General features: G+C 54.0%; 21 protein-coding genes. 20 read left to right on the top strand and 1 reads right to left on the bottom strand.

Annotated elements, in window-relative coordinates; all coding sequences use genetic code 11:
• Positions 1-69: 69 nt before the first annotated feature.
• The 5 genes from HMPREF2981_RS03655 (at position 70) to tuf (ending at position 8950) form a co-directional block, all read left to right on the top strand.
• Entirely contained in the window at positions 70-3975 is a 3906-nt protein-coding gene (locus HMPREF2981_RS03655; protein ID WP_048779663.1) for a DNA-directed RNA polymerase subunit beta', read from the top strand.
• 546 nt (positions 3976-4521) lie between these two features.
• The gene (gene rpsL, locus HMPREF2981_RS03650) at positions 4522-4896 is read left to right on the top strand and encodes a 30S ribosomal protein S12 (RefSeq protein ID WP_004005292.1); all 375 of its coding nucleotides are present in this window, start codon (positions 4522-4524) and stop codon (positions 4894-4896) included.
• Positions 4896-5366, top strand: coding sequence for a 30S ribosomal protein S7 (gene rpsG / locus HMPREF2981_RS03645; RefSeq protein WP_004005291.1), 471 nt, complete (start codon positions 4896-4898; stop codon positions 5364-5366). Before rpsL ends, rpsG begins: the two co-directional genes overlap by 1 nt.
• A 72-nt stretch (positions 5367-5438) precedes the next feature.
• Complete coding sequence (gene fusA, locus HMPREF2981_RS03640; protein WP_048779665.1) at positions 5439-7553, top strand: elongation factor G; 2115 nt, start codon at positions 5439-5441, stop codon at positions 7551-7553.
• 206 nt (positions 7554-7759) lie between these two features.
• The gene (tuf, locus tag HMPREF2981_RS03635) at positions 7760-8950 is read left to right on the top strand and encodes an elongation factor Tu (RefSeq protein WP_004005289.1); all 1191 of its coding nucleotides are present in this window, start codon (positions 7760-7762) and stop codon (positions 8948-8950) included.
• 430 nt (positions 8951-9380) lie between these two features.
• On the opposite strand, the gene HMPREF2981_RS03630 is transcribed toward tuf, so the two are convergent.
• Positions 9381-12818 carry a hypothetical protein gene (locus HMPREF2981_RS03630; RefSeq protein ID WP_246825239.1) on the bottom strand — a complete coding sequence of 1146 codons (3438 nt, stop codon included), beginning with the start codon at positions 12816-12818 and terminating at the stop codon, positions 9381-9383.
• Between the two features lie 598 nt (positions 12819-13416).
• On the opposite strand from HMPREF2981_RS03630, the gene rpsJ reads away from it, so the two are divergent.
• From rpsJ to rplE, 15 genes are all read left to right on the top strand, one after another.
• A complete protein-coding gene (gene rpsJ, locus HMPREF2981_RS03625) occupies positions 13417-13725 on the top strand; it encodes a 30S ribosomal protein S10 (RefSeq protein ID WP_004005287.1) in 309 nt (102 codons plus the stop codon).
• A 13-nt stretch (positions 13726-13738) separates the two neighbouring features.
• Positions 13739-14395 carry a 50S ribosomal protein L3 gene (gene rplC / locus HMPREF2981_RS03620; protein WP_004005286.1) on the top strand — a complete coding sequence of 219 codons (657 nt, stop codon included), beginning with the start codon at positions 13739-13741 and terminating at the stop codon, positions 14393-14395.
• A gap of 6 nt (positions 14396-14401) precedes the next feature.
• Positions 14402-15019, top strand: a complete 618-nt coding sequence (gene rplD / locus HMPREF2981_RS03615) for a 50S ribosomal protein L4 (RefSeq protein ID WP_004005285.1) — start codon at positions 14402-14404, stop codon at positions 15017-15019.
• On the top strand, positions 15019-15321 hold the full coding sequence (gene rplW / locus HMPREF2981_RS03610; protein WP_004005284.1) for a 50S ribosomal protein L23: 303 nt from the start codon (positions 15019-15021) through the stop codon (positions 15319-15321). The genes rplD and rplW overlap by 1 nt, the downstream gene beginning before the upstream one ends.
• Positions 15322-15363: 42 nt before the next feature.
• Positions 15364-16200 carry a 50S ribosomal protein L2 gene (gene rplB / locus HMPREF2981_RS03605; protein ID WP_004005283.1) on the top strand — a complete coding sequence of 279 codons (837 nt, stop codon included), beginning with the start codon at positions 15364-15366 and terminating at the stop codon, positions 16198-16200.
• 12 nt (positions 16201-16212) lie between these two features.
• On the top strand, positions 16213-16494 hold the full coding sequence (gene rpsS / locus HMPREF2981_RS03600; RefSeq protein WP_004005282.1) for a 30S ribosomal protein S19: 282 nt from the start codon (positions 16213-16215) through the stop codon (positions 16492-16494).
• Between the two features lie 59 nt (positions 16495-16553).
• A complete protein-coding gene (gene rplV, locus HMPREF2981_RS03595) occupies positions 16554-16919 on the top strand; it encodes a 50S ribosomal protein L22 (protein ID WP_048779667.1) in 366 nt (121 codons plus the stop codon).
• Positions 16920-17717, top strand: coding sequence for a 30S ribosomal protein S3 (gene rpsC / locus HMPREF2981_RS03590; RefSeq protein ID WP_004005280.1), 798 nt, complete (start codon positions 16920-16922; stop codon positions 17715-17717).
• Positions 17718-18134, top strand: coding sequence for a 50S ribosomal protein L16 (gene rplP, locus HMPREF2981_RS03585; RefSeq protein WP_004005279.1), 417 nt, complete (start codon positions 17718-17720; stop codon positions 18132-18134).
• A 5-nt stretch (positions 18135-18139) separates the two neighbouring features.
• Positions 18140-18379, top strand: coding sequence for a 50S ribosomal protein L29 (gene rpmC / locus HMPREF2981_RS03580; RefSeq protein WP_013397613.1), 240 nt, complete (start codon positions 18140-18142; stop codon positions 18377-18379).
• Complete coding sequence (rpsQ, locus tag HMPREF2981_RS03575) at positions 18376-18648, top strand: 30S ribosomal protein S17 (protein ID WP_004005278.1); 273 nt, start codon at positions 18376-18378, stop codon at positions 18646-18648. The genes rpmC and rpsQ overlap by 4 nt, the downstream gene beginning before the upstream one ends.
• A 306-nt stretch (positions 18649-18954) precedes the next feature.
• The gene (locus HMPREF2981_RS03570) at positions 18955-20949 is read left to right on the top strand and encodes an S-layer homology domain-containing protein (RefSeq protein WP_070660848.1); all 1995 of its coding nucleotides are present in this window, start codon (positions 18955-18957) and stop codon (positions 20947-20949) included.
• A 998-nt stretch (positions 20950-21947) separates the two neighbouring features.
• Positions 21948-22319 carry a 50S ribosomal protein L14 gene (gene rplN, locus HMPREF2981_RS03565; RefSeq protein ID WP_004005276.1) on the top strand — a complete coding sequence of 124 codons (372 nt, stop codon included), beginning with the start codon at positions 21948-21950 and terminating at the stop codon, positions 22317-22319.
• A 3-nt stretch (positions 22320-22322) separates the two neighbouring features.
• Positions 22323-22658 carry a 50S ribosomal protein L24 gene (gene rplX / locus HMPREF2981_RS03560; RefSeq protein ID WP_004005275.1) on the top strand — a complete coding sequence of 112 codons (336 nt, stop codon included), beginning with the start codon at positions 22323-22325 and terminating at the stop codon, positions 22656-22658.
• Positions 22658-23218: a 50S ribosomal protein L5 gene (rplE, locus tag HMPREF2981_RS03555; RefSeq protein ID WP_004005274.1), complete on the top strand. Its 561-nt coding sequence runs from the start codon at positions 22658-22660 to the stop codon at positions 23216-23218. Before rplX ends, rplE begins: the two co-directional genes overlap by 1 nt.
• Positions 23219-23276: the final 58 nt, after the last annotated feature.

Below are 23276 nucleotides of genomic sequence, written 5' to 3'. Positions count from 1 at the left end.
TCACGCATGATTTTCGCCCCGCCCATCAACCCCAAGTCTTCGAAACTACAGAAAGAGATTAGGACCGATATGTCCAACGAATCTTCGCTTGGTTTGATGCGAATTGGTCTTGCCACCGCCGACGATATCCGTCGTTGGTCTTACGGCGAGGTCAAGAAACCCGAGACCATCAACTACCGTACCCTGAAGCCGGAGAAGGAAGGCCTCTTCGACGAGCGCATCTTTGGTCCCACCAAGGACTGGGAGTGCTACTGCGGTAAATACAAGCGCGTGCGCTTCAAGGGTATTGTGTGTGAGCGCTGCGGCGTTGAAGTGACCCGCTCTAAAGTGCGCCGTGAGCGCATGGGCCACATTGAACTGGCTGCACCCGTCACCCACATCTGGTACTTCAAGGGCGTTCCTTCACGCCTGGGCTACCTGCTTGATTTGGCACCGAAAGACCTGGAAAAGGTCATCTACTTCGCCGCCTACATGATCACGAGCGTGGATGAGGAAGCTCGTCACGAGGATCTGCCGAACCTGCAGGCGGCACACGACCGTGAAAAGCGTGAGCTGGAGTCTCAGCGTGACGCCGATATTGCCGCTATTTCCCGCGAAGTTGAGCAGGAACTAGCTCGTATTGAGGCTGAGGGCGGCAAGAAGACAGCCGAAAAGCGTAAGCTGCGCGATAATGCAGAGCGTCAGATGGCTTCTGTTCGCAGGCGCGCCGACCGTGAAATTGAGCACCTGGAGAAGGTCTGGGATCGTTTCAAGAACCTGAAGGTTGCTGACCTTGAGGGTGATGAGGCGCTCTACCGCTCCATGATCGATAAGTACGGTCTGTACTTTGAGGGTGCAATGGGTGCTGAGGCTATCAAGAAGCGCCTGGAAACCTTCGATCTAGAGGCCGAAGCTGAGGCCCTGAAGGAGGTCATTCAGACCGGTAAGGGTCAGAAGAAGACCCGCGCGCTTAAGCGTCTGAAGGTTGTAAACGCCTTCCTGACTACTAATAACTCCCCGCTGGGTATGGTGCTGGATGTTGTTCCGGTTATTCCGCCGGAGCTGCGCCCGATGGTTCAGCTCGATGGTGGTCGCTTTGCGACTTCCGACTTGAACGACCTGTACCGTCGTGTGATCAACCGTAACAACCGCCTCAAGCGCCTGCTGGAGCTTGGCGCTCCCGAGATCATTGTGAATAACGAAAAGCGTATGCTGCAGGAAGCTGTGGATTCGCTCTTCGATAACGGTCGTCGTGGTCGCCCCGTGACCGGTCCCGGTAACCGCCCGCTGAAGTCGCTCTCCGATATGCTCAAGGGTAAGCAGGGTCGTTTCCGCCAGAACCTGCTCGGTAAGCGCGTGGACTACTCCGGCCGTTCCGTAATCGTGGTTGGTCCGCAGCTGGAAATGCATCAGTGTGGTCTGCCGAAGCAGATGGCGTTGGAGCTCTTCAAGCCCTTTGTCATGAAGCGCTTGGTGGAGCTTTCGCACGCGCAGAACATTAAGAGTGCAAAGCGTATGGTTGAGCGTTTCCGCCCGCAGGTGTGGGATGTTCTCGAAGAGATCATTACCGAGCATCCTGTGTTGCTGAACCGTGCACCTACCCTGCACCGTCTGGGTATTCAGGCGTTCGAGCCGAAGCTGGTTGAGGGTAAGGCTATTCAGCTGCATCCGCTCGTGTGTTCTGCGTTCAACGCTGACTTCGACGGCGACCAGATGGCGGTTCACCTGCCGCTCTCGCCCGAGGCTCAGGCTGAGGCACGCATCTTGATGCTCTCCTCGAACAACATCTTGAAGCCTTCGGACGGTCGTCCGGTAGCTGTTCCTTCGCAGGATATGATCATTGGCTTGTACCACTTGACCACCACACGCGAAGGTGAGAAGAACGAGGGCCACGCATTCTCGTCGATCGCTGAAGCTCTGATGGCGATGGATCGTCACGATATTGAGCTGTACACCAAGATTAAGGTTCGTCTCTCTGGCGATGAGTTTGTAGCGCCCGAGGGTTGGGAAGCCCCTGAGGGTTACACGCCTGGCGATCCGATTCTGCTGGAGTGCACCGTTGGTCGGATTCTGTTCAACCAGACTTTGCCGAAGGATTACCCGTGGTTCTCTGACATTGCAGATAAGAAGGGACTGGGCAAGCTCATTAACGATCTTGCTGAGAAGTACCCGATGGATATCGTGGCGCGTACCCTGGATAACCTCAAGAACGCTGGCTTCTACTGGGCATCGCGTTCGGGCGTGACCGTCGCCGTTTCTGATATCGCGACCCCGGCGACTAAGCCCGCGATTATGGAACGCTATGAAAAGCAGGCCTCCGCGATTGAGGATGAGTTTGATGTCGGTATGATTGGCGACGACGAGCGCCGTGAAGAGCTCATCAAGATTTGGACCGAAGCTACCGATACGGTCGCTGAAGCTATGCGTGAGAATCTGAGCGACAACGGTGGTCTGAATACCATCTACCGTATGGTGACCTCCGGCGCACGTGGTAACTGGATGCAGGTTCGTCAGATTGCGGGTATCCGCGGTCTGGTGTCTAACCCGAAGGGCGAGATTATGCCCCGCCCGATTAAGTCCTCCTACCGTGAAGGGCTGTCGGTGTTGGAGTACTTCATCGCAACTCACGGTGCTCGTAAGGGTCTTGCCGATACCGCGCTGCGTACCGCTAACTCGGGTTACCTGACCCGCCGTCTGGTGGACGTTTCGCAGGATGTGATCGTGCGTGAACACGACTGCGGTACTCGCCGTGGTCTGGTGCTTCCGCTGATCGATGCCGACGGCAACCTCCACCCGGATGTTGAAACTTCTATCCACGGTCGTACCTTGGCAATTGATGTCAAGGACTCTGACGGTAACGTTATCGCATCCGCTGGTGAGGATGTTTCGGATGTGCTGATCGAGAAGCTGTTCAAGGCTGGCGTGAAGGAACTGCGTGTTCGTTCTGTGCTGACTTGCGAGTCCAGCATCGGCGTATGTGCCCTGTGCTACGGACGCTCGATGGCATCGAACGTTCTGGTTGATATTGGCGAGGCTGTAGGTATTATCGCGGCTCAGTCCATTGGTGAGCCCGGTACTCAGCTGACTATGCGTACCTTCCACACCGGTGGTGTTGCATCGGCTGACGATATTACCCAGGGTCTGCCCCGTATTCAGGAGCTCTTCGAGGCTCGCACCCCCAAGGGCGTGGCACCGATTTCTGAGGTTTCCGGCCGTGTGACCATTGAGGATACCGAGAAGTCGTACAAGATCGTCGTTACCCCGGATGATGGTTCCGAACCGCAGTCTTACACGGTTCTTCGCCGTGCGGCTTCGAAGCTGCAGACCGGCGACCACGTTCAGGTGGGCGATCAGCTGGCTGCTGGCGCGGTTGATCCGAAGGAGGTTCTGCGTATTCGTGGTCCTCGTGAGGCGCAGAAGCACCTGGTGAGCGAGGTTCAGGGCGTGTACAAGTCTCAGGGCGTAGAGATCCACGATAAACACGTTGAGGTTATTGTGCGTCAGATGCTCCGCCGCGTGACCGTCATTGAGTCTGGCGATACCGAGCTGCTGCCCGGTGAACTCGTGGATAACATCGTGTTCCAGAAGGCTAACCGTAAGGCGCTCGTTGAGGGCAAGAAACCTGCCGCTGGTCGTCCTGAGATGATGGGTATCACCAAGGCTTCACTGGCCACCGAGTCCTGGCTGTCTGCCGCATCCTTCCAGGAGACCACTCGCGTTCTCACCCAGGCTGCGATGGAGGCTAAGACCGATCCGCTGCTTGGTCTGAAAGAGAACGTCATCATCGGTAAGCTGGTTCCTGCCGGTACCGGTTTGGCTCGCTACAACGATATTGAGGTTGAGCCCAGCCAGAAGGCGCGTGAGGAGCAGATGCAGGCGTTTGATGGCTTCGGCTACCAGAGCGCGTTTACCCAGCTGGGTGAAGATCCGTACCCCTACGCCAACAGCGGCTACATGGCTGTTCCCTTGGACGAGTACGGTCGTGGTCTTGAGTAAGACTCACATAATGGGTTCGTAAACTCGATCGTGAATCGGGCCTAGTGTCCTAAATGATGGAGGCGGTCTCGGGAACTTCCCGAGACCGCCTCCTGACGTTAGCTAGGGGAGAGGAACATCCTATCCCAGTATTAAGTGATGAATACCATAATATATTTACTATGCTGGGCGGTGTTCTCTCCGAGTTCAGCTAGATTAACAGGATTTTAACCTGTATAGTCTTTATCCGAAGTACCTAGCCTCGGCGTGGAATTCACCACCGTGATTCCTTGTGATAGTTAATCGTGAGGTCTTGGGTCAACGAATCAATGGCAGTATGGATACCGTCCTTTGGTGTTGCCTGTGTGCTGACACCTAAATGCCACTTTTAAGTGTGCCCAAAAACTTTTTCATCAGAAATAAGTTTAAATCTCGCTGAGAGCAAGAACCCGTGTGCCTAGATGGGCTACGGGCTTCTGTAACCGAGAGCATTTCGTGGCAACACAAAATGCCAGTAAGTTCCCAAGGACTTGAAGACAGATAAGTCCACATAGTAACGGAGAAAACGTGCCTACTATTCAGCAGCTGGTCCGTAAGGGCCGGACTCCCAAGGTCGTTAAGACCAAGGCGCCCGCACTGAAGGGCAACCCTATGAAGCGTGGCGTGTGCACCCGTGTGTACACCACCACCCCGAAGAAGCCGAACTCGGCACTGCGTAAAGTCGCTCGTGTCAAGCTCAACGGTGGTATCGAGGTTACCGCATACATTCCTGGTGAGGGTCACAACCTGCAGGAGCACTCGATTGTGCTCGTTCGCGGTGGCCGTGTGAAGGACCTCCCCGGTGTTCGTTACAAGATCGTTCGTGGTGCTCTGGATACCCAGGGTGTTAAGGGTCGCGGCCAGGCTCGCTCCCGCTACGGCGCTAAGAAGGAGAAGAAGTAATGCCTCGTAAGGGTCCCGCTCCCAAGCGTCCCCTCGTAAACGATCCTGTTTACGGTTCTGCGCTGGTTACCCAGCTCATTAACAAGGTCCTGTTGGACGGCAAGAAGTCCGTGGCAGAGCGCATCGTATACGGTGCTCTTGAGGGTGTTGAGAAGAAGACCGGTTCTGATCCAGTCGTCACCCTGAAGAAGGCGATGGACAACATCAAACCCTCGCTTGAGGTTCGTTCCCGCCGTGTTGGTGGTGCAACCTACCAGGTTCCGGTCGAGGTCCGCCCCGGCCGTTCCACCGCTCTGGCTCTTCGCTGGTTGGTTGGCTTCTCGAAGCAGCGCCGCGAAAAGACTATGACTGAGCGTCTGATGAACGAGATCCTGGATGCCTCCAACGGTCTCGGTGCCGCTGTCAAGCGCCGCGAGGACACTCACAAGATGGCCGAGTCCAACAAGGCCTTCGCACACTACCGTTGGTAATTCTCTGTTCATAGCCTGTCGAGGTTATGGAGCCTGGCAGGCTTTCGGAGTATCTCATTTAGGGAGAAAAACGTGGCACTTGATGTGTACACTGACCTGAACAAGGTCCGCAACATCGGTATTATGGCGCATATTGACGCCGGTAAGACCACTACTACTGAGCGCATCCTGTTCTACACCGGTATTAACCACAAGATCGGTGAGACTCACGATGGCGCTTCAACTATGGACTGGATGGCTCAGGAGCAGGAGCGCGGTATTACTATTACCTCCGCAGCTACTACCTGCTTCTGGAAAGACAACCAGATCAATATTATTGACACCCCCGGTCACGTTGACTTCACCGTTGAGGTGGAGCGTTCGCTGCGCGTGCTTGACGGCGCTGTAGCGGTATTTGACGGTAAGGAAGGTGTTGAGCCTCAGTCTGAGACCGTGTGGCGTCAGGCTGATAAGTACGACGTTCCCCGCATCTGCTTCGTTAACAAGATGGACAAGATGGGTGCGGACTTCTACTTCACCGTTCAGACTATTATCGACCGCTTGGGCGCTAAGCCGATCGTTATTCAGCTACCCATTGGTGCTGAGAGCGATTTCGTTGGCGTGGTTGACCTGCTCGAAATGAAGGCATACGTATGGCCCGGCGACGCTAAGGGCGACGTGACCATGGGTGCAGAGTACGAAACTCGGGAAATCCCCTCTGATCTGCAGGCTAAGGCTGAAGAGTACCGCGCAGAACTGATCGAGGCTGTAGCTGAGTCCAGCGAGGAACTCATGGAGAAGTACCTCGAAGGTGAAGAGCTCACGATTGATGATCTCAAGGCTGGTATTCGCCAGCTGACCATCAACGGTGAGGCATTCCCCGTGCTCTGCGGTTCCGCATTCAAGAACCGTGGTGTTCAGCCCATGCTGGATGCTGTGATCGAGTATCTGCCTTCCCCTCTGGATGTTCCCGATGTGGAGGGCTCGAACCCCTCGAATGAGGAAGAGAAACTGTCCCGTAAGGCTTCCGTTGATGAGCCTTTCGCGGCCTTGGCTTTCAAGGTTGCAGCTCACCCGTTCTACGGTCAGCTCACCTATACCCGCGTGTACTCTGGGCACGCGTCTCAGGGTCAGCAGGTTCTTAACTCGACTAAGGGTAAGAAGGAACGTCTCGGTAAGCTCTTCCAGATGCACTCCAACAAGGAGAACCCGGTTGAGGAAATTACCGCAGGTCACATTTATGCGGCAATCGGTCTGAAAGATACGACTACCGGTGATACTCTGTGCGATCCTGCAAACCCGATCGTGCTTGAGTCGATGACCTTCCCCGCTCCCGTGATCTTCGTGGCTATTGAGCCTAAGACCAAGGGCGACCAGGAGAAGATGTCGACCGCAATTCAGAAGCTCTCCGCTGAGGACCCCACCTTCACCGTGTCGCTGAACGAAGAGACCGGTCAGACCGAAATCGGTGGTATGGGCGAGCTTCACTTGGACATCATCGTTGACCGTATGAAGCGTGAGTTCAAGGTTGAAGCTAACGTTGGTAAGCCTCAGGTTGCATACCGCGAGACCATTAAGAAGACCGTTGAGAAGGTCGACTACACCCACAAGAAGCAGACCGGTGGTTCCGGTCAGTTCGCGAAGGTGCAGGTTTCCTTCGAGCCGCTGCCTCTGGATGGCGAGGAACTGTACGAGTTTGAGGATAAGGTGACCGGTGGTCGCGTGCCTCGCGAGTACATTCCTTCTGTCGATGCTGGTATTCAGGACGCTATGAAGTTTGGTGTTCTGGCCGGTTATCCGATGGTCGGCGTGAAAGCAACCCTGATCGACGGCGCCTACCACGATGTCGACTCCTCTGAAATGGCGTTCAAGATCGCTGGTTCTATGGTCTTCAAGGAAGGCGCTAAGCGCGCTAACCCTGTTCTGCTGGAACCACTGATGGACGTTGAGGTGCGTACCCCCGAAGAGTACATGGGCGACGTTATCGGCGACCTAAACTCTCGTCGTGGTCACGTGCGTTCCATGGAGGATGCATCCGGTGTCAAGATCGTCAAGGCTCTCGTACCGTTGACCGAGATGTTCGGCTACATTGGCGACCTGCGTGGTAAGACCCAGGGTCGTGCAGTGTTCTCGATGGCATTCGACAGCTACGGCGAGGTTCCCAAGAACGTCGCTGACGAGATCATTCAGAAGAGCCGCGGCGAGTAATTTCCCGTCTCTTTCCTGAGGGTTGCGGGTTGAGAAGCCCGTGACCCCTCACTAAAATTTTTAAATAAAAATCCACCATTGAAGGCATGGACAGTTTCATCTCTGCCGCGTAATCCGCTATTCTAGACGCTAGACCGTTTTTTTGCGGGTTGCGCCGGAGCGAAGATCCGGGTGCATGTTTTCAATACGTTCTAGGAGGAACACTCTTGGCTAAGGCTAAGTTCGAGCGCTCCAAGCCTCACGTTAACGTCGGTACCATTGGTCACGTTGACCACGGTAAGACCACCCTGACCGCTGCTATCTCCAAGGTTCTGGCTGACAAGTACCCGGACCTGAACGAACAGCGCGACTTCGGTATGATCGACAGCGCTCCTGAGGAGCGCCAGCGCGGTATTACCATTAACATCGCTCACATTGAGTACCAGACTGAGAAGCGTCACTACGCACACGTTGACGCTCCCGGTCACGCTGACTACGTCAAGAACATGATTACCGGTGCTGCACAGATGGACGGCGCAATCCTCGTGGTTGCTGCTACCGACGGTCCCATGGCGCAGACCCGTGAGCACGTGCTGCTCGCTCGCCAGGTTGGCGTGCCCACCCTGCTGGTGGCACTGAACAAGGCTGACATGGTTGATGACGAAGAGCTTCTCGACCTCGTCGAGATGGAGGTTCGTGATCTCCTCTCCTCGCAGGAGTTCGACGGTGATGACGCTCCCGTAATCCGCGTGTCTGCTCTGAAGGCTCTCGAAGGTGACCCCGAGTGGGTTGCTAAGGTTGAGGAGCTCATGGAAGCAGTTGACACCTACATTCCGGATCCGGTTCGTGAGACCGACAAGCCCTTCCTTATGCCCATTGAGGACGTCTTCACCATTACCGGTCGCGGTACCGTTGTGACCGGTCGTGCAGAGCGCGGTACCCTGAAGATCAACTCTGAGGTTGAGATCGTTGGTATCCGCCCCATCCAGAAGACCACCGTAACCGGTATCGAGATGTTCCACAAGCAGCTCGACGAAGCATGGGCAGGCGAGAACTGTGGTCTGCTTCTGCGTGGTCTCAAGCGTGACGACGTTGAGCGTGGTCAGGTTGTTGTGGAGCCGGGCTCCATCACCCCTCACACCGAGTTCGAGGCAAACGTCTACATCCTCTCCAAGGATGAGGGCGGTCGCCACAACCCCTTCTACTCGAACTACCGTCCTCAGTTCTACTTCCGTACCACTGACGTGACCGGTGTTATCAAGCTCCCCGAAGGCACCGAAATGGTTATGCCCGGTGACAACACCGAGATGACTGTTGAGCTGATCCAGCCCATCGCTATGGAAGAAGGCCTCGGCTTCGCTATCCGTGAGGGTGGCCGCACCGTTGGTTCGGGTCGCGTTACCAAGATCATCAAGTAATTGCCGTAGTAACGACGATTCGCTGATGATGCGTTGAACAGCTTGCTCTTTCAACGCTAGCGATTTTAGAAGTCCCCCTGCATCATTGCAGGGGGACTTCTACGTTTAACACTCCGCAGAGAGGGCGCTTCTGTGAGCGATAGTTTATGTTTGGCATCTAACCCCAGTGGCAGTACACCCCCTAACCATAAGCACGGCTGGGGGAGGGCATGCGATTGGGTACCTTCTTTTAGCGTGTCCTGCTTGGGCAGGCTTTTCTAAAACACGCTAAAAGGTAACGGGGTAAATAGTCCGGGATTGCATTACTTCACTTTACCCGTGCCTCCCTTATCCTCTCCATAAAAGAGCCTTGATAGTGAATGAAGCGAAGTTTCCAACACTTTGTTCACCATCAAGGCTCTTTTGTAGGAGCTAGAACATCAGGAATATTCTAGGCTTGAATATTTCCGTTCGGATTGTTGTGCTGTTGTGAGTACCCCGGATACTGCGTCTGACCATTGGGCTGGTTATAGCCTTGGTAAGGTTGCTGCCCTGCCCATGGCGCCTGTCCATAAGGTGCGGATGCGCCATTCGGAGGAACGAATCCGGCAGGCGCGCCCTGATACGGGTTCTGCGGAAGAGCGGGAGCTTGCTTATCCGCTGAAGGCCCCTGATCGCGAGCCAGCAAACGCCACACAACACCAGCAATGAGAAGTACCGAGATAATCATGAGCGTGAGCGGGTTGAGCCCGTTGAGCAGAAGCGCAAGATCTACCGTAACGAGAGCCGCGCTGACAAATACCCAGATACGGTCAAGAACAACGCTGATGAGTGCAGTCAGGAGAATGCCCAAGAGCATGATGACCGCACCTTGCTGAAGGTAACCAGTGCCCCATGCCATGATGGTGAGGAGCCCCTGTAATCCTATAGCCGTGTAGAGCAACGCCGCAGAGATACTTTGCTGAGCGGGGTGTTTCTCGATGAGGTTCCGGAGTATCTTAGATGCCACAACAGCAAGCAGAATGAGGATCGCAGCTTCCAGCAGGCTCTGGAAGAATCCTGTCACCGAGAAATCCAGAAGGATTCGTGTAGTAAATGCCACCGGTGCGGCAACGATGGCTGTTGGCAGCATGCGTTTAGTGCTGACGGAGGCAAAGCTCAAAGCTGTAAGACCCCACAGCAGGGCGCTCTGTACCGTATCTTCAGAAGCAATCGAAGCAAAAGTCCAGAAGGCGATAGCTATGATCGCTGGAACCATCAAAAAGGTGTTGTGCGGGCCGTAGAATCGGGTGCTGTCATTGCGCTGAGAAACCAAATAGTTTTTCGAGGATCGGGCAGGCCCGTGGAGCGGAAGCTGAATAACTTTCGCTGAGTTCTCCAACTGCACGTTAAGAGGCTGAAGCGAATCATACTTGCCGGGGATCTCGCGCTTCAGCAGAGTTGTTAGACCATAGAGGACTGCACCGCATAGGGCAGCGACAAGACCCTGGTAGATAACATATTCAGAGAACCGTGCATGATTGAGGTTCAGCATATGATTGGTAACGGTATAACCTATCAAAAGCAACGCGATAGAGGCGCATACTCGGAGCATAGCCAGGTTTGCTGCCTCCCCGAGCCCCCACAGCACTAGAACAGCAAGGGGGCAGAAGATGGCGGTGAACAGAGCATTGTCTGAGTACGCGAAGGGAGCAATGAAACCGGGTAGGCACGCTGTATAGAAGATAATGTAAAACACAGTCCGTTCGCGTGGCTGGCGGCGAGTCATGTACAGAATTCCACTCAGCAGACCTTGAATAAGGAGCAGTCCAGAGGCAGTGAGGAACACCTGATCAGAGGCAATGCTATTGGAAGCCCACAGCACAATGACTGACCACAGCATTGGGAACCTAGACGTCATAAACATAATATGACGTTCCGAGGTTTCCTGAGGAATAATGTAAGACATTCCAAACATATAGATGCTGGTCAGAACCAGAACCCCGACTGCCCACCAGTCCCCAGTGGGGAAGAGGTAGTTCATCGATGTTGCTGCAACGCCTAAACCGCATAACGTGAGATAGATGCAGATGAGAGGCACAATCTTTTGATCTTTATACGCACTCGATGCTCGGAGCGTCAAGAAGCCAAGAGCCAGAACCGCGAGAAGAGCGACAACATAGAGCAAGGTATCAAGGGCTGGGTCAACAACCTCGCGAGGAGTCCACGTGAAGATCGAACGCAGCAGAAAGAATACAACTGCCATGACAAGGTACACCAGAATTTCCCGGAAGGCTGTCAGAGAACGTTTCTGGGGCAGCATCTCGTAACGGAGCGCGGCGAACAACCCAAGAGCGGTAATGGTGAGAGCACCTGCTAGGAGGATACCTCGTACGCCCCATCCGAGCTGAAGCGTAAAGAGCAGGTGCATGGTACCTAGGAAGAGGAATATCTTCGTTGTACTCGATACAAGGAGCTGAGGTAGCTTAAGCCTGCGGGCGGTGAGCATGAGAATACCCGCTGTTACGAAGTACAGGTAGAAAGCGGATTCGTGCTGGCCTAGCAACATCAGGCTTAGCCCGCCGCTTATTCCAGCGATCAGGTATACGTATTCTTGCGCGGGGAGGTATTTACGGTATGCAGTAATAATACCCACACAAAGCACAGCAAATACCCATGCACGCGGAAAGGTAACACCGTCTAGATGCACAAGCAGCATAAATTCTAGCCCAGTTGGGAAAGAATCTATATTGGTCAGAAGTGCATGTGGCATTTCGATAAAAGTGACGAATGCAGCAAAAATAATGCTTATATAGGTATCAATCCGAACATCCCAGCGCATGATGGGATGCTTGGGTAGATTCGTCTTCATTTCACGCTGCATAAGGGGGTATCCTACCAAGACTGCGAGAAGGTGCAGCGCATATAGACCCATGAGGACTATCGTGACGGTAACGGGCCTCTCTAAGCCCCAGCCGAAACTGATCAGGGCGATGAACGGGTAGAGGCGAGCCTGAATGTAGTAGTCAAGCTTGCGTTCCAGAGCGGTAAAGACGAAAGCGTGAGCCGACATAACGGAGAAGACTATGCCCATATCAGAGCTGCTCATCTGCGGTATAAAGAAGAGCACAACGACCGCTGTGACGGGAACGAAAATACGGGAGGATTCTAAAAGACCCTCACGCAAACCAGTAGGTACAAGGCGCGAATTTAGGCGTATGAGCAGGCCCAGGATAATGGCGAGTACTGTGAGCGCGACGAAGTACCACACAAAGGGGAGAGCAGCCACGTTCGTGGCGGCAAGCGCATCCGAGACGAAGAAAGAAATAAGAACATAAGCCATCACCCTGTTGCGCATAAAAGAGCAGGCCAGAATAATCGCAGCTGTGCCAACGAGTGAGACCAGCAGCCAGATGAGGCTTCCGTCATTCCAAAGCCCCAGAACATAGGTAGCAATACCGGTAAGGGGTAAAAGTGCTAAGCCTGTGGCGGTGAATGAGTAGGATGCGATGCGCAAACGTGCCACGGTTTTGTAGGTAATAAGACCTGCGCTGTAGAAAAGTAAACTACCTAATCCTAGACCAGCTACACGAAGAATAACGCTGGTCCTATCTTGTGAGGTGATTGAGGTGATGAACAGCGCCGCAGAACCGATGAGGAGCAATGATCCCAAATAAAGCAAAACATTGAGGAAAAGATCTTCAGCACGGCGGCGTGTCAAAGAACGGGTGGTCTGCTGGGGAGCCTGCATCGTTACCTGTGATGGATCAGAATACCACGTTGTTTGTGGGTTTTGGCCCTGCCAAGGCATCTGTGCCTGAGGGTATGAATACCCGGCTGGTGTCTGAGGAGACTGCCCTGAACCCTGCGGCTGAGTGCCGGAGGGGAATTCGTGGTTGGGGGTAGACATGATATTTACTCCTTTAATGATTTACCTATTTTCACCATAGACGAATGCGGAGCATAGATTCTTTGATTTGATGCTTTATTCGGCATAGAGGTTTCTGGAAAAAGAATGAGAGAATCCTGAATGCGAAATAACCGCATTTTTAAGGAGTAATTCTGGTTTTCGAGATTTCCTCTTGATAAATTCTCTGGACATTCAAACGATATGAAAAAAATTAATGAACCTCAGCACGAGAGTCAGGCAGGACTGCGAAACAACAATGCAGATCTTCATAGATGTCTGTGTTTTTAACAACAACCCTTGAATCTGCTTGCGTGAGATGGTGAGTTTTGAGAGAATGGACGACGTTGTAAAAGCGTTTATCTGTTCTAGATAAGCCCACATATGACCCGGTCCGAGGAATGAAGGGACGAGTCTGTCTTACGGCAGGCGACACGCCCGAGTTCGGGGGTCGGTGCCCATACGGGGTGAGGAACCCGGTTTTACCGGATTCAGTCCGTGGTGGGCGGCGCACGTGATGAATATATCGCGTTCCTTAAGCGCCATGATAAGGGGCACAAGCTCCGATACAGGGAATACATCAAGAAAGAGAGTCCGACAGATGGCGGGACAGAAAATCCGCATCCGTCTGAAGTCCTATGATCACGAGGTCATTGATTCTTCGGCACGGAAAATCGTCGAAACGGTAAAGGGTGCAGGCGCAACTGTGGTTGGCCCCGTGCCGTTGCCGACCGAGAAGAACGTATACTGCGTTATTCGTTCTCCCCATAAGTACAAGGACAGCCGCGAGCACTTCGAGATGCGTACGCACAAGCGTCTGATCGACGTTGTTGATCCGACCCCTAAGGCTGTTGATGCCCTCATGCGTCTTGACCTGCCGGCAGACGTGAACATCGAGATCAAGCTGTAGAGGATCGCATCTCATGACTAACAAATTCGAGCGCCAGGTGAAGGGTCTGCTGGGTACTAAACTTGGCATGACTCAGGTCTGGGACGAGGACGGCAAAGTTGTGCCGGTGACCGTCGTCAAGGCCGATTCTAACGTTATTACTCAGATCCGTAACCAGGAAACTGACGGCTACCACGCTGTGCAGATCGGTTTCGGTTCCATCGATTCTCGCAAGGTTACCAAGCCTCTGGCTGGTCACTTCGAGAAGGCCGGTGTTACTCCCCGTCGTCACCTCGTCGAACTGCGCACCGCAGACGCTGCTGAGTATTCCCTCGGTCAGGAATTGACCGTTGAGATGTTCGAGCCCGGTCAGAAGGTAGACGTCGTTGGCAAGACCAAGGGTAAGGGTTTCGCAGGTGTTATGAAGCGTCACGGCTTCAAGGGTGTTGGCGCATCGCACGGTCAGCACAAGAACCACCGTAAGCCCGGTTCCATTGGTGGTGCATCCTACCCCGCACGCGTGTTCAAGGGTATGCGCATGGCTGGCCGTATGGGCGCAGCTCGTCACACCACTTTGAACCTGACTATCCAGGGTGTGGACGCAGAGAACAATGTCCTGCTGATCAAGGGTGCAATCCCCGGTCCTAAGGGCGGCGTTGTTCTGGTTCGTACCGCTGTGAAGGGAGCCTAGTACATCATGGCTGTCAAAACCCTTAAGGTAGACCTGCCCGCAGAGATTTTCGACGCGCAGGCATCCGTACCCCTGCTGCACCAGGTTGTCGTTGCACAGCTTGCTGCCGCACGTCAGGGTACCCACAAGACCAAGAACCGTGGTGAAGTTTCCGGTGCAGGTCGCAAGCCCTTCAAGCAGAAGGGTACCGGTAATGCACGTCAGGGCTCCATCCGCGCTCCGCATATGACCGGTGGTGGCGTGGTGCACGGTCCGACCCCGCGTAACTACGCACAGCGCACCCCCAAGAAGATGATCGCCGCAGCACTGCGTGGCGCTCTCTCTGACCGCGCTCGTCACGACCGCATCCACGTGGTGGAGAACTTCATCTCTGGTGAGACTCCCTCGACTAAGGCTGCTAAGGCTGCATTCGCAGAGCTTACCGATCGCAAGAATGTTCTGTTCGTTATCGATCGTGCAGAGGATGTGCTGGCACTGTCCGCACGTAACCTGCAGAAAGTTCACGTGCTCTACGCAGATCAGCTCAACACCTACGATGTGCTGGTTTCGGATGATGTAGTCTTCACCAAGGCGGCATACGACGCGTTTGTAGCTGCTAATCAGAAGAAGGAGGGCGCTAAGTAATGAGCGTTTCCACCAAGTCTGTGTACGACGTAATTATCGCTCCTGTTGTTTCTGAAAAGAGCTATGGACAGATCGACGAAGACAAATACACTTTCGAGGTCGCTCCGGACTCAAACAAGCTTGAAATCAAGCAGGCTATCGAAACAATCTGGGACGTCAAGGTTGCTTCCATCAATACTATGAACCGTAAGGGAAAGCGGAAGCGCACCCGTTTCGGTTGGGGCTCTCGTAAGGACACCAAGCGTGCCATCGTGACCCTCAAGGAAGGCCGTATCGACATCTTCGGCGGTCCGCAGGCATAAGGCTCGCGGAGACCACTTTAACGAAGGAAAGAAATATCTCACATGGGTATTCGTAAGTATAAGCCGACGACCCCGGGTCGCCGCGGTTCGAGCGTTGCTGATTTCGTTGAAATCACCCGCTCCACCCCGGAAAAGTCCCTGCTTCGTCCGCTTCACAAGACCGGCGGCCGTAACAACACCGGTCGTATCACCACTCGTCATAAGGGTGGCGGACACAAGCGTCAGTACCGTCTGATCGACTTCCGCCGTCACGATAAAGACGGTGTGAATGCACGCGTTGCGCACATCGAGTACGATCCAAACCGTACCGCACGCATCGCACTACTGCACTACTTCGATGGTTCTAAGCGTTACATTATCGCTCCGAACAGGCTCTCTCAGGGCGACATCGTCGAGTCTGGCCCTTCAGCCGACATCAAGCCCGGCAACAACCTGCCCCTGCGCAACATCCCCGTAGGTACCGTGCTCCACTGTGTTGAGCTCCGTCCTGGTGGTGGCGCAAAGCTGGCACGTTCCGCTGGTGCTTCGGTTCAGCTGGTTGCTAAGGAAGGCAAGTACGGTCAGCTCCGTCTGCCCTCCGGCGAAATCCGTAACGTGGATGTTCGCTGCCGTGCAACCGTGGGCGAGGTTGGCAACGCAGAGCAGTCCAACATCAACTGGGGTAAGGCAGGCCGCAACCGCTGGAAGGGCATCCGTCCGACCGTTCGTGGTGTGGTTATGAACCCGGTTGACCACCCGCATGGTGGTGGTGAGGGTAAGACCTCCGGTGGTCGTCACCCGGTTAACCCCAACGGTAAGCCCGAGGGTCGCACTCGTCGTCCCAATAAGGAAAGCGACAAGCTCATCGTTCGTCGCCGTCGTACTGGCAAGAAGCGCTAAGGAGCCTGACACATGCCTCGTAGTTTGAAGAAGGGCCCTTTCGTTGATCAGCACCTCTACCTGAAGGTAGCGGCTCAGAACGAGAAGGGCACCAAGAATGTTATTAAGACTTGGTCCCGTCGCTCGATGATTATTCCCGATATGCTCGGGCACACCATCGCAGTGTACGACGGACGCAAGCACGTACCGGTATTCATTACCGAGTCGATGGTTGGGCACAAGCTCGGCGAGTTTGCACCCACCCGCACTTTCCGCAGCCATGTGAAGGACGACCGTAAGGGCAAGCGTCGCTAATCGGATAATCCGATCAGTTAACGTTTCCTTTTCGGCATAAGACGAAAGAGAGATAGGCAATGGAAGCCAAGGCATCAGCGCGTTTTGTTCGCGTTACGCCTATGAAGGCCCGCCGTGTCGTCAACCTGATCCGTGGTAAGCAAGCGGAAGAGGCTCTGGCGATTCTGAAATTCGCACCCCAGGGTGCTTCAGAACCGGTATATAAAATCGTTGCTTCGGCAGTAGCAAACGCTCGTCAGAAGGCGACCCAGGAAGGTCTGCCGTTCCGCGAGGAAGAGCTGTTCGTCAGCGAAGCATTCGTGAATGAAGGTCCGACCATGAAGCGCATTCAGCCCCGCGCGCAGGGTCGTGCATACCGTATCAATAAGCGCACCAGCCACATCACCGTGGTAGTTGCTACCCCGGAGAAGGAGGAGGACCGCTAAATGGGTCAGAAAATTCACCCGAACGGTTTCCGACTGGGCATTACCACCGAGCACGTCTCCAAGTGGTTCGCTGATTCCAACAAGCCCGGCGAGCGTTACGCAGACTTCGTTCGCGAAGATGTGAAGATCCGCGAGCTTTTGGCAAAGAACCTGGATCGTGCGGGCGTTGCAAAGGTTGAGATTGAGCGTACCCGTGACCGTGTGCGTGTGGATATCCACACCGCGCGTCCCGGTATCGTCATCGGCCGCCGTGGCGCTGAAGCAGACCGCATCCGTGGCGAGCTTGAGAAACTGACCGGCAAGCAGATTCAGCTGAACATTCTTGAGGTTTCTAACCCCGATCTGTCAGCTCAGCTGGTTGCTCAGAGCATTGCAGAACAGCTTGCAGCGCGTGTTGCATTCCGCCGTGCTATGAAGAAGGCAATCCAGTCCGCACAGCGTGCAGGGGCAAAGGGTATTCGTATCCAGTGCTCCGGTCGCTTGGGCGGTGCTGAAATGTCCCGTTCCGAGTTCTATCGTGAAGGTCGTGTGCCCCTGCACACCCTGCGTGCGAACATCGATTACGGTTTCTTCGAAGCCAAGACTACCTTCGGTCGTATTGGTGTGAAGGTCTGGATCTACAAGGGCGACTTGACCGACAAGGAACTGGCAGCTCAGCAGGCAGCTAACAACCGTCGCGGCAACCGCCGTGATGGTGATCGCCGCCGCTCCGGTGGCCGTGGTCCCCGTCGTGAACGCCGCAACGAGAATGCTTCGGCAAACACCGAAGCCAAGACTGCAGAGAACGGTGAGGCATAAATGCTTATTCCCCGTCGAGTAAAGTTCCGTAAGCAGCACCACCCCAAGCGTCATGGTCTTGCAAAGGGCGGCACCGAGGTTAGCTTCGGTGAATGGGGCATTCAGGCTCTTTCGCCCGCATATGTGACCAACCGTCAGATTGAGGCTGCACGTATTGCAATGACCCGTCACATCAAGCGTGGCGGTAAGGTCTGGATCAACATTTACCCGGACCGTCCGTTGACCAAGAAGCCTGCCGAAACTCGTATGGGTTCCGGTAAGGGTTCACCCGAGTGGTGGGTCGCTAATGTTAAGCCCGGTCGAGTCATGTTTGAGATCGCCGGTGTATCCGAAGAGGTGGCTCGCGAGGCGCTGCGCCTGGCAATCCACAAACTCCCGATGAAGGCACGTGTTGTGCGTCGCGAAGGTGGTGAATAAGCGAGATGGCAGTTGGATCCAAGGATCTGAGCATCGATAAGCTCGCAGAGCTCTCCAACGAAGAGCTGGCTGCAAAGCTGAGCGAATCGAAGAAGGAACTCTTCAACATCCGTTTCCAGGAAGTCACCGGTCAGGCTAACGCTGGTCGTCGCCGCACCATCAAGCGTGATATCGCACGTATCTACACCGTGCTGCGTGAGCGCGAGCTCGGTATTCGTCCCGCAACCGAAGGTGAGTCCAAGTGAGTGAAGTAAAGAACGAAGAGCGCGGCTACCGTAAGTCCCGCCGCGGCTACGTTGTCTCCGACAAGATGGACAAGACCGTTGTCGTCGAGGTCGAGGATCGCGTGAAGCACGCACTCTACGGCAAGGTTATGCGCCGTAGCTCCAAGATCAAGGCACACGACGAGCAGAATGTCTGCGGCGTTGGTGACTATGTTCTGTTGGCAGAGACCCGTCCGCTGTCCGCTACCAAGCGTTGGCGTGTCGTGGAGATCCTAGAGAAAGCTAAGTAAGCGCCCAGGACTCTGCTTGAGCACTATACGAGGTAGGGCCTCTTCCCCCATAATTCCGTGGGGGAGAGGCCCTACCTCTATGTTCTATACGTCTCTTATATGAAAGATGTGCAGATGATGAAACGAAATATGTTCCAGTACTTTATGAAAACTTTACTTTTTGAATATGGTTGAAAATCCGCTCTAGTATTGCTTACTATCGAAGGTACGCTTACTAAGTAAAACCTATATTTGACGTGGTTTCGCTGATTAGTGAGCTTCTAGGGCGTTATGCCCCCGACACACTGCATACTGAGGAACACAGACATGAATCCTTCATCTAATCACGGCATATCTCGACCCACACAGAGAGCGTTAGCATCTGCTGGAGCCGTATCGCTTGTGATGGCATCGTTAAGCGCGATGCCTGCATCGTTCGCTAACGAGCAACAGCCCGCTCCCCACGACAACAGTTCTGGTTGCCGTAATATTGCGATCACCGCTGATCGATACCAGGGGCTTCCGGGCGAATATCAGCTGGCATATTCCGACTACACCCGGAACCTTTATACAACATTCTCAAATGGACGTCCGCCCATTTACACCGGCGGCGTTGGAGTGTGGACAACCTACGGCGAAATCCCAACCCTCGATGAAGTTATGCTGCCGGGAACCGTAGATTTTGTACCTAGCGGGCAGACCGAAGCGACAAGTAAGCAACTTGCTTCTCCTGACGGTATTGCGATTGATGATGCACACGGTACCATCTGGGTAACCCAGACTCGTACCAACTCGGTAACCGTGTACGATCTGTACACCAAGAAGGAATTGTGGACCAGCTACGATGCGCAGAATCCGGAAAACGGGTCTGTATCGCGTCCTCGTGAGGTTAAGGTTGATGCGAAGTCAGGGAAAGCATTCGTATCTGGTTCTGGCGGCGTTACTGTGTTCGACTTGAAGAGCCACCAGGTTATTCAGAAGATTAACTTTACTAGTTCCGATGGCTCTGCTGATACGGGCATGAATATGGAGCTGGATTCCGAAGGTGGTCGCCTCTACGTACCTTCGCTGAACTCGGGAACGCTGAAGGCTATCAATACCGACACTCTCGCTGTTGAGCAGACCATTGAGCTGTATAAAGAAGTGGCGGACGCGCAGCTGCGTCCCTCCGATGTAACGATTGATAAGTCCTTGGGCGAAATCTATGTTTCGTCCCAGGGCGATATGGACCGCGAGACAAAAGTTTCTAAGGAGAACTCTGGTATCACGGTTTACGACTTAAAGACGGGCGAGTACAAGAAGAGCATTAATTTCGGGAAACAGACGCTGGCGATTACTGCCGACGAAGAGCATGACGTGGTTTACGCTACCGATTTTGCCACCGGAAAAATCGGCGTTATTGACGGTCGTACCGGCTCCATCACGCATGAGGTGAGCACAGGTGCAGAAGGCGGAGCTAACGACGTTCTCGTAACCCCCGAAGGCGAAGTCTACGCGGTTGTCAGAGACAAGTTTGCTGATAACGTGACGACGGGGTACACGCTGGATCCCACCACCGGTAAATTTAAAGAGGCGGCAAGCGCTGAACCCAAGGGTGAGAACGGCGCAGATACTCCGATCACGGTAAATTCCCTTGTCAAAATTACTCCGACGTTTACTGCTATTCCAAATATTCCTCAGTGCGATCCCGTGCAGACTCAGCAGGTTGTCGCCACGACTTCAACAGCAGGTGCTGTATATCCTAGGGGCACCAGCACAGTTCCCGCGCAAACCAAGGCTGATACCCCCGTTTTCTCGGATGTTCCTGAAGGTTCTCCCTTTTACGCCGATATTCAGTGGTTGGCGCATCAGCGGTTTTCTTTTGGATGGGCTGATGGTACCTATCGTCCCCAGCAGCCGGTAGATCGTGGGGCTATGGCGGCGTATTTTTACCGTCTAGCGGGTTCTCCCGAAGTAGCACTTCCTGAGATTTCACCTTTTAAAGATGTCGATTCGTCGCATCCTTTCTACAAGGAGATTGTGTGGATGTCCCAGCAGGGCATTACAACTGGGTATGAGGATGGAACTTATCGTCCCGGCATATCGGTAGATCGTGGAGCAATGGCGGCTTTCTTCTTCCGTTATGCGAAGGTGACAAACTATGAGGCACCGCAGACTCCTCAGTTCAAGGACGTCGATCGCAATAATCCGTTCTACCGCGAGATTTCCTGGTTTAAGGACCAGCACATCACGACTGGCTGGGGTGACGGCACTTTCCGTCCGAACGAGCCTATTCAGCGTGCTGCGATGGCGGCTTTCATCCACCGATTCGCCGTCAAATAAATAAGAGGCGACATAAGCGAGTACGCAGTTACCGAGGCGGTGCTTACCCCATGTTCGTGGGGTAAGCACCGCCTTGTTACTGTTATTTGGAGTATTCGAGGTAAATCCATTGCTCAGGTGAATGTGGGCATGAGAGAGCCATGATCTTGAGCGAGTACCGCTGCTATTTGCCTAAATAGTAGAGAATAACGCCGCGACCTTCGACGGTGACGGAGTTATTTGACAGTTAAAAGCGGTTCGGCTCCTGCAGACGGACTAGCAAGGAATATGGGACCCAAGAAATCTGTCTGATAAGAGCCGAACCTGTAAAATGACGCAAGCGTCTTAACCATTATGATGCAAAATGTTAGATTTTGCATCATGTTCACGAATAAAAAGAAAAAATCTTGTTAATTCATGAAGTTATCTATCTTTATATCCGTAATGTGTCTAATATGCAGGTAAACGAGTCTTAAGTGTTATAAGCCAGTTTCATCCAGGAAGTACAGAGCTTCGGGTGTTTTATAGAGTATGTTGCGTTATGGTGCTGGTAGGAACTTATTTAAGGGGAACCTGAAGAGTCTGACAGTGATACTCCCGCTGCGACGGTTGCGGTAACCCGCAAGATGGTGCCATTCAGTGGATACCCCCCCCGCACTGTCTTCTAATAATCTGAGAATGTATGCATTGAAGCCCGATATGATGCGCTATGCCTTACGATAAATCCTTTGAAATATCAGGAAAATTCCGGTAAAGTTTTAAGACTGTGTGGCTATACCCAGATATAGTCTCATAACCACGGGTTTCTCGTGCCAGTGCATAATGCCGCTATAACGGGTGGATACGCCCGCTTACGCGGGTCCAAATGCTCCTGGCATGGGTTACCCCAGGCGTTTCCGCTAACCCTCACATCCTTATGATGCTGCGGGCCCGGGGCGTCAATCAATCCCGTAAAAATGTTCCGCAAGGCTGGCTCGCGCCTGAAGGCGAGTCGGAACCGGCGAGACGACAGGAGAAATATGATTCAGCAGGAGTCGCGACTGAAGGTCGCCGATAACACTGGTGCGAAGGAAATCCTGACCATCCGTGTGCTTGGTGGTTCCTCGCGTCGCTACGCAGGCATCGGCGATATTATCGTCGCAACCGTCAAGGATGCAATTCCTGGCGGCACTGTTAAAAAGGGTGACGTTGTGAAAGCAGTCGTCGTCCGTACCAAGAAGGCAACCCGTCGCGCAGACGGATCCTACATCAAGTTCGACGAGAACTCAGCAGTTATTCTGAAGAACACTGATGGTGATCCCCGTGGTACCCGTATCTTTGGTCCCGTTGGTCGTGAACTTCGCGATAAGAAGTTCATGAAGATTGTTTCGCTGGCTCCGGAGGTGCTCTAACTTATGGCTAAGATCAAGTCCGGCGACCTGGTTCAGGTTATTTCCGGTGCAGACAAGGGTAAGCAGGGTAAAGTTCTGAAGGTTATCCCCAAGGAAAACCGTGTGATTGTTGAGGGCGTTAAAGTCGTCACCAAGCACACCAAGGCAAACCCCGTAACCGGCGCGGCAGGCGGTATTCAGAAGGTGGAGGCACCGATTCACGTTTCGAACGTGGCAATCGTTGATCCTGAGACCGAGAAGCCGACCCGTGTTGGTTTCCGCGAAGAGACTGTAGAGCGTAATGGCAAGCAGCGTACCGTTCGCGTGCGCGTTGCTAAGCGTTCGGGGAAGGATATCTAATGAGCGAGACCAAGATTACCCCCCGCTTTAAGACCAAGTACGCTGAGGTTGTCGTCCCCGCGCTGCAGGAAGAGTTCAAATACCAGAACGTCATGCAGACCCCGAAGTTCGTTAAGGTCGTCGTAAATATGGGTGTTGGCGAGGCAGCTCGCGATGCAAAGCTTATGGACGGCGCTATCCGCGATCTCACCGCTATTACCGGTCAGAAGCCGGTTGTAACCCGTGCCAAGAAATCCATCGCACAGTTCAAACTGCGTGAAGGCATGCCAATCGGCGCACACGTTACCCTGCGTGGCGACCGCATGTGGGAGTTCCTGGACCGCCTGGTTACCCTGGCTCTGCCCCGTATCCGCGATTTCCGCGGTCTTTCCGATCGCCAGTTCGACGGTAACGGCAACTACACCTTCGGCCTCACCGAGCAGTCCATGTTCCACGAAATCGATCAGGATTCGATCGACCGCGTGCGTGGTATGGACATCACCGTGGTGACCAGTGCCAAGACCGACGATGAGGGCCGTGCCATGCTTAAGGCACTGGGCTTCCCGTTCAAGACCAACTAACGACTACGTTGCAGGTCCAGAGTCTGTTACCGCAGATTAGGGAAACCGCAACGAGGAA

The sequence above is a fragment of the Rothia sp. HMSC069C01 genome, assembly GCF_001814655.1.
Classification (GTDB): Bacteria; Actinomycetota; Actinomycetes; order Actinomycetales; family Micrococcaceae; genus Rothia; species Rothia dentocariosa.
This window is presented reverse-complemented; position numbering and strand designations above follow the sequence as displayed.

Coding starts and splice junctions, on each gene's coding strand:
- HMPREF2981_RS03655 (WP_048779663.1), top strand. CDS start 70: ATGTCCAACGAATCTTCGCTTGGTTTGATGCGAATTGGTCTTGCCACC.
- rpsG (WP_004005291.1), top strand. CDS start 4,896: ATGCCTCGTAAGGGTCCCGCTCCCAAGCGTCCCCTCGTAAACGATCCT.
- HMPREF2981_RS03630 (WP_246825239.1), bottom strand. CDS start 12,818: ATGTCTACCCCCAACCACGAATTCCCCTCCGGCACTCAGCCGCAGGGT.
- rpsJ (WP_004005287.1), top strand. CDS start 13,417: ATGGCGGGACAGAAAATCCGCATCCGTCTGAAGTCCTATGATCACGAG.
- rplC (WP_004005286.1), top strand. CDS start 13,739: ATGACTAACAAATTCGAGCGCCAGGTGAAGGGTCTGCTGGGTACTAAA.
- rplD (WP_004005285.1), top strand. CDS start 14,402: ATGGCTGTCAAAACCCTTAAGGTAGACCTGCCCGCAGAGATTTTCGAC.
- rplW (WP_004005284.1), top strand. CDS start 15,019: ATGAGCGTTTCCACCAAGTCTGTGTACGACGTAATTATCGCTCCTGTT.
- rplB (WP_004005283.1), top strand. CDS start 15,364: ATGGGTATTCGTAAGTATAAGCCGACGACCCCGGGTCGCCGCGGTTCG.
- rpsS (WP_004005282.1), top strand. CDS start 16,213: ATGCCTCGTAGTTTGAAGAAGGGCCCTTTCGTTGATCAGCACCTCTAC.
- rplV (WP_048779667.1), top strand. CDS start 16,554: ATGGAAGCCAAGGCATCAGCGCGTTTTGTTCGCGTTACGCCTATGAAG.
- rpsC (WP_004005280.1), top strand. CDS start 16,920: ATGGGTCAGAAAATTCACCCGAACGGTTTCCGACTGGGCATTACCACC.
- rplP (WP_004005279.1), top strand. CDS start 17,718: ATGCTTATTCCCCGTCGAGTAAAGTTCCGTAAGCAGCACCACCCCAAG.
- rpmC (WP_013397613.1), top strand. CDS start 18,140: ATGGCAGTTGGATCCAAGGATCTGAGCATCGATAAGCTCGCAGAGCTC.
- HMPREF2981_RS03570 (WP_070660848.1), top strand. CDS start 18,955: ATGAATCCTTCATCTAATCACGGCATATCTCGACCCACACAGAGAGCG.
- rplN (WP_004005276.1), top strand. CDS start 21,948: ATGATTCAGCAGGAGTCGCGACTGAAGGTCGCCGATAACACTGGTGCG.
- rplX (WP_004005275.1), top strand. CDS start 22,323: ATGGCTAAGATCAAGTCCGGCGACCTGGTTCAGGTTATTTCCGGTGCA.
- rplE (WP_004005274.1), top strand. CDS start 22,658: ATGAGCGAGACCAAGATTACCCCCCGCTTTAAGACCAAGTACGCTGAG.